The sequence below is a fragment of the Prosthecobacter sp. genome (assembly GCF_049294395.1).
Classification (GTDB): Bacteria; Verrucomicrobiota; Verrucomicrobiia; order Verrucomicrobiales; family Verrucomicrobiaceae; genus Prosthecobacter.
Genome location: NZ_JBAQCR010000364.1, coordinates 39404 through 50479, shown reverse-complemented (window position 1 = coordinate 50479; position 11076 = coordinate 39404). Strand labels below are relative to the sequence as shown.

Genomic DNA, 11076 nt, shown 5'->3' with positions numbered 1-11076 from the left:
GAAACGTCAAGACTACGGAATGCGTACGGCTTCGTGAGCAGCTACAGCATCTTCTGCATCCACAGCACATCCAGCCAGCGGCCGTGCTTGTGGCCTACTTCCTTGAGATGGGAGACTTTGACGAAACCGAATTTGGCATGCAGGGCGATGCTGCCCGCTTGATCCGCATCGATGCCGCCGAGAACGGTGTGATGACCGATTTTTTTGGCGAGTTCAATGAGTTCTCCGAGCAGCAGGGAGCCGAGGCCTTTGCCCTGATGCTCGTGGTGTAGATAGACGGAGTCCTCCACGCTGTGGCAGTAGGCCTGGCGCGGATGGAAGCGGCTGAGCGAACCCCAGCCGATGACGATTCCATCTTCCTCGGCCACGATCACGGGATGCTCCGGGCCGTGCGCGTCAAACCAGTCCTGCCGTTCCTGGGCCGTACTGGGCACCGTTTGATAGGTGCAGGTGCTGTGCTCCACGTAGTGGTTGTAAATGGCGTTGATGGCCGGGAGGTCTTCAACGGTGGCAGGGCGGAGGGTGGCGGACATGAGGCAGGAAGCTGTAGGTGCAGGACGAATGGCAGGTGCGGCGGCGTAGCGCAAGCCTCCGGCTTGCAGGGTTGGTGCGGTGGCGATCAGCCCGCTCTGTTTTCAAATCTTGACTCGGTGGCGGGGAATCTCCATTCTCGCGACCTTCAGTCAGAATTCACCAATCACTTAACGAACACATTTATTTATGGCCATCAAAGTCGGAGTTATCGGAGCAGGCGGCATGTTGCAGTATCACGCGGCGGGGTTCCGCCAGGCTGGCGCGGAGATCGTGGCCGTGGCCGATGCGGCCCCCGGAGCAGCAGCCAGGGCGGCGGAGAAGTATGGCATCGCCACATCGTATGAATCTGTGGAAGCCATGCTGAAGGGTAGCCCGGAGATCAAGGCAGTGAGCGTCATCGTCCCGAATAAATTTCACAAGCCGCTCGCCATCCAGTGCCTCAAGGCCGGCAAGCACGTCTTCTCCGAGAAGCCGCCGGCGCTGAATGCGAAAGAAGTGAAGGAAATCATCGCTGCTGCGGAGAAGGCCGGCAAGAAGGTGCTCTTCAACTTCAACAACCGCGCGCGTCCTGAGTCCCAGGCGATGATGAAGTACATCAAGGACGGCGTGGTGGGCAAGATCAACTCCGCGCAGGCCAAGTGGATTCGCCGCACGGGCATTCCCGGCTTTGGCGGCTGGTTCACCACCAAGGAACTGGCCGGTGGTGGAGCGCTCATCGACCTGCTTCACATGGTGGATCTGGCCATGTATTTCATGGGCTACCCTGAGCCTGCCCACGTGATGGGACAGGTCTTTACGGACTTCATTCAGGACAAGCAGTTTAAGGGCCCCTGGGGCATTCCGGACCGCGTGGGCGGCACCACCGATGTGGAAAACGCCGCGCACGGTTTCGTGACCTTCAAGACCGGACAGGTGCTCAGCCTTCAGGTCTCCTGGGCGGAGATGATCAAGCGCGAGGAAGTCTCCGTGGTCTTCCAGGGCACCAAGGCCGGTGGCAAGGTGGAGCGTCTCTTCGGCATCGATGGTCTGGACAACACCGCCATCGACACCTGCGAGCTCTACGTGCAGGAAAACGGCAACAGCGTGAACCGCAGCATCACCGTGCCAGCCTGTGAAGACATGGGCCGCATCGGTTCCGCCACGAACTTCATCGAGGCCATTGAAGGCAAGGCTGCCGCCCTGAACACCCCCGAGCAGGCTCTGCGCCTGATGCAGGTGATCGACGCGATCTACGCCTCCGCCAAGAACGGCAAGCCCGTGGCGATCTGAGTATTGAGTGATTTGTCAAAGCGGGGAGAACGAGCGCAGGCTTGTTCTCCCCGTTTTGTTTTGAGATGATCTGAGTCATGAAAAAGCTGACGCCTCTTCTACCACGTCATCGAAAGGCGGCGGGCTTTGCCCCGTCGGGGCTTATTGAGATGCTGCTCCTGGCCTACATCGTGGCGGCTGTCTTAAATTTGGCCTTGGGAAACTGGATCTTCGCGACGGCAATGATGGCACCGTTGGCCGGGCTTTTCTTCTGGATACAGTATACAGACCGAAGGGGCCGCTGCAGGATAGGTGATCAGGTTCGCTTGAGCATGGGATCTCATGCAGGAAAGGAAGGAGTGATCATCGGAGCGAATGAAACTGGAACGAGATTCACGGTGCAGATGTCTTCCTCGGATCATCCCGATCCCCTGGACTTTTCCGGCTATCAGCTCACGAAGATGAAACCGGTGGCTCTGCCATCTTCGTGACCCTTTGGGCGCGAATTCTCCCAGAAAAAATCCAATTGGCTGCATAAGTCACACATCGGAGGTGTCTTCTCTGCACACAGCATCATGGACTCGCATCTGCTCTCACGCTACCATCGCCATGGCGATGCGGCTGCATTCGGAGTGCTGGTGCGGGAGCATGCGGGCATGGTCTTTGCCACGGCGAAGCGGGTGACGGGAGACGCTGCGCTGGCTGAGGACGTGGCGCAGGAAACGTTTCTCGAACTGGCGCGCAGCGGGCAGGACACAGTGCAGTCTGTGGCGGCGTGGCTGCACCGCGTGGCCTGGCGCAAGGCGTGCAACATGACCAGGGGGGAATCGCGCCGCAGGCGGAATGAGCAGCAGGCAGCCGCGGAACTGCAGTCGGACAATTTCGAAGCAGCATGGGAAGATCTGGAGCCGCAGATCGATGCCGCGCTGAATGATCTCCCAGCTGCGCTGCGGGAACTGCTGGTGGCGCATTTCCTTGAAGGCCGCGCACAGCAGGAACTGGCCCTGCACATGGGAGTGAGCCAGTCCACCGTGTCGCGCCAGCTTGAAGCGGGAGTTAGCGAGTTGCGTGTGCGCTTGCGCAGCCAGGGGGTGATCTGCGGCGCGGGCCTGGCAGTGCTGCTAGGCGCTCAAAGCGCGCAGGCATCGCCCGCATCGCTTCTTCATTCCCTCGGTAAACTTGCCCTCAGTGGTGCCGGTGCTGGCAGCACGGCTTCGACCTCGGCCATCACTTCCACCGCCCTCATCACCATGAGCACCACCACCAAAATCCTGCTTGCCGCCACGGCTGCTGCGGTCCTCACCGTGCCCTTGGCAATTCAACAATGGCCAGTGAAGAATCCGCGCCCGCAGATGGCTCCCGCAAAACCGCCGGTGCAGGTCCAGCAGGCTGCGGTGGGCCCGACGCAGCCTGCTGCAAGCCCACGCCATTACCGGCCTGCACCGGTGTCCGCAAAGACAAGGCAAAGGGTGGACGCCATCTTGAAACGCCACGCCGGCATGTCAGCAGAGCAGTTGAAGAAGAGCAAGGAGCTCAATCAGCTCATGGATCGTTTCATCGCCGTGCTGAGTGCGCCGGACTTTCAGTCGCGCTTTGAAGAGCGTATCGCGGCTCTGCCCGCCAAGGGAGAGCGCGGCATGGTGACCATGAATTTCAACCTGCTCGATGATGCCAAAAGCCGCGCCTGGCTGGAGGCTGCGGTTTCGGAGGATGAAGAGCTCATGCAGGAATGGGTGCTCAACACTCTTGACGATGCCATTTTTGAGTTCGCCTTCGATCCCGACCTCGAACGCACCAGCAACGGGGTGAGCGTGCTGCCCAAGCCTGCACCAGCCGCAGTGCCGGCGGAAACGGATGAGTGAGGCATGTGCAAAAAAAAGCGATGCCAGCTCACACCGGCATCGCCTCATGATTTCAGCTTTCAGACCTGCACTTACGAGAGCCCGCCGCGGTCGCTGCTCAGCGTGGCATCGCCGTATTTCCCGCGTGTGGTCGGGGTGTAGTCCAGCGGAGTCCAGGCGGCGTTGTTCGCGGAAGAGGCGACGACGGCCTCGATGAAGGCCATGCCGGCCACGCCTTCTTCGATGGTCGGGTAGTCCATGTCCAGCGGGTTGGGGGTGGTGCCGTTGATGACGGCGCGCACGTGGTTGGCAAAGTTGCGGTAGATGTTCGCAAAGCCTTCCAGATAGCCTTCGGGATGGCCGGAGGGTGTGCGGGTGGCGGCGGCGGCGGCGCTGCCGAGGTAGCCGAGGCCGGTGCGGTAGATCTGCTTGGGCTTGTCCAGGGAGGTGACGATCATCGTGTTCGGATCGAGCTGGGACCACTCGATGCCGCCGAGGGAGCCATAGACGCGCAGGCTGAGATTGTTCTCACAGCCGATGCTGATCTGGCTGGAGTGCAGCACACCTTTGGCACCGTTGGTGAAGCGCAGCAGCACGTTGCCATCGTCTTCCAGACGGCGACCTTCCTTGGCCAGGAAGATGGTGAGGTCGGCGGCAAGTTCCTTGATGTGCAAACCGGTGACGTATTCGGCGAGGTTGATCGCATGCGTGCCGATGTCCCCCATGCAGCCGGCGGCGCCGCAGATGGCGGGGTCCACGCGCCAGGAGGCCTGCTTCTGCCCGGTGTTTTCCAGCATGGTGGCCAGCCAGCCCTGCGGGTATTCGACGACGACTTTGCGGATCTCGCCGAGCTTGCCTTCTTCGATCATCTGCCGGGCCTGGCGCATGAGCGGGTAGCCGGTGTAGTTGTAGGTCACGCCGTAGAGCTTGCCGGTGGCCTTCACGATCTCCGCCAGTTCCTTGGCTTGGGCGAGGTTGAAGGTGGCGGGCTTGTCGGAGAGCACGTGGAAGCCGGCCTCCAGCGCGGCTTTGGCGGCAGGGAAGTGCAGGTGGTTCGGCGTGACGATGGAGACGAAGTCCATGCGCTTGTCCGCAGGGAGGGCGGCCTCGGTGCGGATCATCTCTTCGTAGTTGGCGTAGCAGCGCTCGGCGGGCAGGAAGAAATCGGCACCGCTGTCCTTGGAGCGCTGGGGGTCCGAGGAAAAAGCGCCGCAGACGAGTTCAATCTGCTGATCGATCGATGCTGCAATGCGATGAACGCCGCCAATGAAGGCGCCGCGTCCGCCGCCGATCATGCCATAACGAATTTTCCGGCTCATAAACAAATTTTCGGGGTTCTAGGTTCTCGGTTCAGGGTTGGGAAGAGTGAAACGCGAGTGTGCGCAGAGGGTGCGGAGGGTCAAGTGCATCCGCGCGCCGGGTGGAGAACATGAGGGGGGAATCCTGTTTCCTCCATGCCTATGATCCCCTCTTCCACGTTCTGGCCAGCCACCTCCCCATCCGGGCACAAAAAACCCCGGAGAGGGTAGCCCAACGCGCTCAGGCGGCCTCTCCGGGGCAATTGTCGTCGAAACACCGCAGAGCGGTGCGCATGGCGACAAAGGGTTATGCGGCCATCAGGGCCGGACCGCTGTGCTTCATGCGGCTGCGGAATTCCGTGGGGGATTCATCAGCGATGCGGCGGAAGCTGCGGTTGAAGTGGGACAGGCTCTGGAAGCCCACGTCATAGGCCACTTCGGTGATGCGGGCTGCCGGCTTCATGAGCATGCGCTTGGCCTTTTCCACGCGGGCGCGGTTCACGAAGTCCGTGAAGGTCAGGCCGGTGGCGCGCTTGAAGAGCTTGCAGAAGTGGAAGGGGCTCACGTTCACCGCGCTGGCCACGGCTTCAAGGGACATCGGCTCGGCCAGATGGGCGTGGATGAAGGTCTTGGCATTGCGCACGGCTTCGGGCTCATGCGTGGCGGTGGCAAACAGCATGCGGTGCGCGCTGTCTCCCAGCTGAAGAGCAAAGGACTGCAGGATGGCCACGGCGGCCTCATAGCGTGCGGGCTCCATGACGGGGGCGTGTTCAAAGTGTATCTTGGCACCACGGATTTCTGCAGCGGTGCGGTTGTCATCCAAGAGAGCCTTGGCCACGGGGGCGAAGTTTTCGGCATTGGCAGGCTGGAGGCGCACGGCGCCAGTGAGCATGATGGCGATGGTGTTTTTTCCCACGCGCACCGGAACCTGCGTTTCCACCACACCGGCCACGCCCTTTCGTGTGATGATGCTGTCGATGGGAGAGTCATCCTTGGTGGCTTCCAGACTCAGGGGCAGGCTGGTCAGCGTGTGGAAGGCTTTTTGATAATGCTGGAACAGTTCGCTCTCCGCGAGGTTTTGGATGAAACGTTGGCGGGGGGAGGTGTGGGCAGTTGAGGTGGTGTTCATAGCGCGTTCGTGGTTTGTGTTCACGGCTGCTATGATGCCCTCCCGCAGAATTTGCGATATTGTCGTCCGATACGGTACGTGCCGTCGTGTACGACCGCAATTTTGGCATAGTGGTTTCCAGTAGTACTGACTGTTCCTTGTGCCGGGTGCGTGGATATTGCTGTGTGGTTCAGTCCGTTATGACCCTATGCGACCGGAACCCTGAGGCCAAGGTTTGCTGGCTGAACGCCATTCCATTCACGCCCGGCATCAGGCAGGTGAGCCCGATGGTCTTCGGCGCTGCTCAGGTGCCATGTCAAACATCACCGTCAGGTGCCGACGGTCCACCGTGCAATACGCCCCCGGATGAATGGTGAGCTCACGGGCACGCTTCCAGTCTGGCGCAAACAATACGTCCCCACCGCACACGGGGCAGAGCAGGCGCAGCGTTTCTTGAGGTGTTGCCCATAGTATTTCCAAGAAAGCGGGATCGGTTTTAAAAATGAGTTCTTCCATCGGGGCTCGCCAAGCGTGCTATTCGGGCCACGCTAGGCAGAGATGAACATAGCAGAGAGCGTGCAATGTATGAGCGCCAATGAAGCTGAAGTTCATTTTGCTGCTGGGTTGTTCCACACATGCATCACGGCATAGCTCCGCCACGGACGCCAGGGCTGGGACAGTTCCTCAGCCTGCTTTGCGGTGACGCCTCCCAGGTTGTTGCGCACGGCGATGTCTTCTTTGGGAAAAGCATCCGGCCAGCGCAGGGCACGCATGGCGATGTAATGCGCGGTCCAGGGGCCGATGCCGGGAAGGGCTACCAGTTGAGCAATGGCGGTTTCGGGATGGGAGCCGGGGGCGAGCTTGAGGCAGCCGGAGTGGAAACCTTTGGCCAGAGTGAGGATGCAGGCGGAGCGGGTGCGGATGATGCCGAGGCGGGCGATGTCATCGAGGCTCGCACGGGAGACATGGTGAGCCTGGGGTGTCAGGCGAGTAAGCTCGGGAAACGGAGTCTCGATTTTCTCACCGAAGGCTTCGGCATAACGGCAGGCGATCTTCGTCGCTGCCTGTACGGTGATCTGCTGGCCCAGGATGGCGCGCACGGCCAGTTCAAAACCATCGAACGCACCCGGCACACGCAGTCCGGGATTTTGCGAAACGCTTTTTCTCAAAGTGGCATCCAGCATCAAATGCGTGGCGATGATATCGGGACGGGCGGCGAGATCAAACATGTGGCGCAGCCGACCCAGCAGCGCTGGCAGGACAGGCGTGAGTGAATGAGTGAACTCCACCTGCAGGGCATTCTTTTCCGGCGTGTTCGACACTTTGATCCAGCCGGTGTGGTTGCCGAGACGCACGGTGCGTGAATAGGTGCCGTCGGCGACGAACTCCACCTCGCGGATCGTGCGTGCGGCGAGAAATTTGAGCATGCTCTGCCAGTCATAGGGCGGGCGGTAGCCGAGCTGCAGCGTGGAGGTGTCGGTGGCGTGCATCTTGCCCGGATTCGCGGCTGCCTCTTTGCGCAGGCGGGTGGGCGGCATGCGGTAATGGCGGCTGAAGGCGTCATTGAACCGGCGCAGGCTGGAAAAGCCGCTGGCAAACGCGATCTCGATCACCGGCAGTCGAGTGTCAGTCAGAAGCTGTTTGGCCAAAAGCAGACGGCGGGTCTGGATCAGTTCAATGGGCGAAACGCCGAGTTCCTTCTGCACGATGCGCCGCAACTGGCGCGAGCTGAGGTCTAACTCAGCGGCGATCTCTTCCAAACCTGCACCTTCATCCGCGACTCCCTCGTCTATGCGGAGCATGATCAAATCTGCCAGCCGATGCGCGTGGTCCACCGGAGCATGCCCGGGGGCCAGTTCTGGCCGGCAGCGCAGGCAGGGGCGGAAAGCTGCCTTCTCCGCAGCGCCTGCACTTTCAAAGAAGAGGCAGTTCTCCCGTTTTGGCACTTTCACCGGACAGATGGGACGGCAGTAGATGCCCGTGGAGGTGACGCCCACGAAAAACACGCCGTCAAAGCGTGAGTCACGGGATTTCAGCGCGGTGTAGGCGGCATGGTCATCGATCAGGTTCATGGGGTGCAGCAGGCTAGTCCATGCAGGCCTTCTGGACTCGCCGTTTTCGGACATGAGGTTATTTTATCTTCATGTCCGAAAATGGCCAGCAGCCGTTGCCAGTGTGAGCCATGATCTGCCCGAACGAAAACCGCACTGATATGACATCCCACAGTTATTTCTATAAAACCATGACATCTCCGGTGGGCCTGCTCACGCTCGTGGCGAATGATCACGCACTGGCGGCGGTGCTATGGGAAAACGATGATCCGAAACGCGTGCGCCTCAGCCCGCTGCATAAAGACACCAAGCATCCGGTGCTGCTGGAGGCGGAGCGGCAGCTGCAGGATTACTTCGCAGGCAAGCGCGAGACGTTTTCACTGAAGCTCGATTTCAACGGCACTGAGTTTCAAAAAAAGGTCTGGCAGGCGTTGCTGACCATTCCCTTTGGAGAGACGCGGAGCTATGCGCAGATCGCGGAGCAGATTGGAAATCCCAGTGCTGTGCGCGCCGTGGGTGCGGCCAATGGCAAGAACCCCATCTCGATCATCGCGCCCTGCCATCGGGTGATCGGCTCCAATGGCAAGCTGACTGGGTTTGCGGGGGGCATGGAAGCAAAGGCGTTTTTGCTGAAGCTGGAGACGAAAGATTTTTTCCTGCAATAGCTGCGAACCTCACGGCACCATCTCCACGCGCACCTCCACCGCAGCGCTGCGGCCTTGATCATCCAGTACATGCACGCGCCATTTGCCGGCGGCGGCGGCCCACATGATTGGCGTGGCTGGGTCACTGGCCCCGAGAAAACGCGGTCCGGCAAACCAGAAGACGCGGTTCACGCCGGGAGCGGTATCTGCACGGAGTGGGATTTTCTGCCGTGCTGCATCGGAGGCTTGCAGGGTGTACACCAAGGCGGCACGTGGTGAAACAATCTTCGGCACAGCGCCTGCATCGGCCGCGACAAGTGATTCGGCGTTCGCTTCCAATGGTGGCGGTGTTTTGCGCGGCACACCAGCCAGCTTGAACATCTCCAGCAGGTCCGGCGGCCAGAATTCGAAGACCTCGTGTTTCAGCGCACGCTTGCCATCATCACGCGCCACGCGCAGTCCGCTGGCGGCATCGATCAGGACTTCGCGATGGATGTCGCAAGGCGTGATGGGTGACACACCGGGAATGAAGCCACCCTGCACACGATGCTGGCAGTGAGGTGTGGGCAGCTGCCCGGAGACCGCGCACAGTTCCACCTGCGAGACACCCGCAGGCGGCTTTTCTCGCTTCATTGGCAGGCGCAGATGCCGGAACGTTTCAAACAGCAGTGGTGCGGCGCACTCGCGGGCGATGAAGGCGGGATTGGCCTTGCCATTGAAATTGCCGATCCAGACCACGAGCACATAGTCGCCACGCATGCCAGCGGCCCAGGCATCGCGAAATCCATGTGAGGTGCCTGTCTTCCATGTGACTGCCGGGTCATCCATCACAAGCTCGCCTTCACGTGTGCGCAGCATCTCGCGGGTGAGATAACGTGCCTCATCAGTGAGCAGCGGCTTGGCTTCCATGGCCTGCTCCGCATTGAAATAGATGAGCCGCCGAGCGCTGCCATCGCTCGCCAGCAAAGCATAGAGTTCGGCAAGCTCCTCCATTGAAACCTCTCCACCGCCGAGCGGCAGTGAAAGACCATAAAACTCCGCAGGCTGCGGCAGCGCCACGCCCGCCTCTTTGAGAAAGCCGTACAGGCCGGGGGCATCCAGCTGTTGTGCCAGAGCGACGGCGGGAATGTTGCGGCTGTGATACAGCGCATCTCCGGCTGAGATTGGGCCGGCAAAGTTGCGGTCAAAATTCTCCGGGTTGTAGCTGCCGAAGGACATGCGCCCGTCGCGCAGCAGTGTGTGGGGATGGATCAGCCCATGCTGCATTGCCAGTGCATAGATGAAGGGCTTCAGTGCTGATCCCGGCGAACGCCGCGCCAGCACACCATCCACCTGGCCTTGAATCTTGCTGTCGAGAAAGCGGCTGGAACCCACATAGGCCAGCACTTCGCGTGAAGGCGCATGCACCAGCAGCGCGCATGCATTGGTGATGCCCACCTCGCGCTTGCGCTGCACGTAATCATTCACCGCCTGCTCCACGCCTAGCTGCCGGTTTACATCCAGCGTGCAGCGCAGCGGCACCCCGGAGCTGGAGCGATCTTCCACCGGCTTTCCGGCAAACAATCGCCGTGCCAGATGGGGAGCCTCGCGGGGCACCGGCATCAGCTGCCGTAGCGTGAACGCCGCATCCAATGGGTCGGCAGGCTGGCCGCGTTCTTCGCGCAAACGATCCCACAGCCGGTGCTGAGCGGCAGCCAGGCTCGCATTGTCACCCGTCGTGCGTGGCCGCCGAGTCGTTGGACTTTGGGGTAGCACGGAGAGTGCCACGGCCTCGCGCAGGGTGAGTTCCTTTGCCGGTTTGCCACACCATAGCAGGCCTGCCGCGCCCACGCCTTCCACATTCCCGCCATACGGTGCCTGATTGAGATAAGCCTCCAGGATATCATCTTTCGAATGGTGTTTTTCGATCTGCACTGCACGCAGCATCTGCCACGCCTTGCCCCAGGGAGTGCGTGTATGTAGATCGTAACGCAGACGCGCCAGCTGCATGGTGATGGTGGAGCCGCCGCCGCGTGCCGAACCTGAAACCACACCCCAAGCCGCGCGCAGCATGGAGAGCGGATTCACTCCCGGATGATCGTAAAAATGCCGGTCCTCCAGCGTCAATGTCGCCTCGATCAAGGCAGGGCTGATCTCTGCCAGCGGCGTGTAGCGGCGATACTTGCCATCTGGCGTCAGCGCGAGATGCAGCAGCCTGCCATGGCGATCCTCCAGCGTGCGCGAGAAACGAAACTCAGGTGGGTACAGCTCCGGCTGCGGCAGCAGCAGCCAGACCACCGCCACCAGCAGAAGTGCCGCGCCCGACCAGCGCAGGAAACGCATTCGCAGCAGACGGTGAAGCGTACGCATGGC

Annotated in this window: 9 protein-coding genes; 4 read left to right on the top strand and 5 right to left on the bottom strand. The window is 60.9% G+C overall.

Annotation, left to right across the window (positions count from 1 at the left end):
• Positions 1-41 precede the first annotated feature (41 nt).
• Entirely contained in the window at positions 42-533 is a 492-nt protein-coding gene (locus tag WAW39_RS24635) for a GNAT family N-acetyltransferase (RefSeq protein ID WP_422321814.1), read from the bottom strand.
• A 187-nt stretch (positions 534-720) separates the two neighbouring features.
• Here WAW39_RS24635 and WAW39_RS24630 point away from each other — a divergent pair, with 187 nt between their 5' ends.
• From WAW39_RS24630 to WAW39_RS24620, 3 genes are all read left to right on the top strand, one after another.
• The gene (locus WAW39_RS24630) at positions 721-1803 is read left to right on the top strand and encodes a Gfo/Idh/MocA family protein (RefSeq protein ID WP_422321813.1); all 1083 of its coding nucleotides are present in this window, start codon (positions 721-723) and stop codon (positions 1801-1803) included.
• A 77-nt stretch (positions 1804-1880) separates the two neighbouring features.
• Positions 1881-2273 carry a hypothetical protein gene (locus tag WAW39_RS24625; protein WP_422321812.1) on the top strand — a complete coding sequence of 131 codons (393 nt, stop codon included), beginning with the start codon at positions 1881-1883 and terminating at the stop codon, positions 2271-2273.
• Positions 2274-2357: 84 nt separating this feature from the next.
• Positions 2358-3644: an RNA polymerase sigma factor gene (locus tag WAW39_RS24620; protein ID WP_422321811.1), complete on the top strand. Its 1287-nt coding sequence runs from the start codon at positions 2358-2360 to the stop codon at positions 3642-3644.
• A gap of 71 nt (positions 3645-3715) precedes the next feature.
• Here the strand turns inward: WAW39_RS24620 and WAW39_RS24615 are convergent, their stop codons facing one another.
• The 3 genes from WAW39_RS24615 to WAW39_RS24605 form a co-directional block, all read right to left on the bottom strand.
• The gene (locus WAW39_RS24615; RefSeq protein WP_422321810.1) at positions 3716-4942 is read right to left on the bottom strand and encodes a Gfo/Idh/MocA family protein; all 1227 of its coding nucleotides are present in this window, start codon (positions 4940-4942) and stop codon (positions 3716-3718) included.
• 286 nt (positions 4943-5228) lie between these two features.
• A complete protein-coding gene (locus WAW39_RS24610; protein ID WP_422321809.1) occupies positions 5229-6050 on the bottom strand; it encodes a helix-turn-helix domain-containing protein in 822 nt (273 codons plus the stop codon).
• A 587-nt stretch (positions 6051-6637) separates the two neighbouring features.
• Positions 6638-8095, bottom strand: a complete 1458-nt coding sequence (locus tag WAW39_RS24605; protein ID WP_422321836.1) for an AlkA N-terminal domain-containing protein — start codon at positions 8093-8095, stop codon at positions 6638-6640.
• A 176-nt stretch (positions 8096-8271) separates the two neighbouring features.
• On the opposite strand from WAW39_RS24605, the gene WAW39_RS24600 reads away from it, so the two are divergent.
• Positions 8272-8745 carry a methylated-DNA--[protein]-cysteine S-methyltransferase gene (locus WAW39_RS24600; protein WP_422321808.1) on the top strand — a complete coding sequence of 158 codons (474 nt, stop codon included), beginning with the start codon at positions 8272-8274 and terminating at the stop codon, positions 8743-8745.
• Positions 8746-8754: 9 nt separating this feature from the next.
• Here WAW39_RS24600 and pbpC read toward each other — a convergent pair whose 3' ends face one another.
• Positions 8755-11073: a penicillin-binding protein 1C gene (gene pbpC, locus WAW39_RS24595; protein WP_422321807.1), complete on the bottom strand. Its 2319-nt coding sequence runs from the start codon at positions 11071-11073 to the stop codon at positions 8755-8757.
• Between the last annotated feature and the right edge of the window lie 3 nt (positions 11074-11076).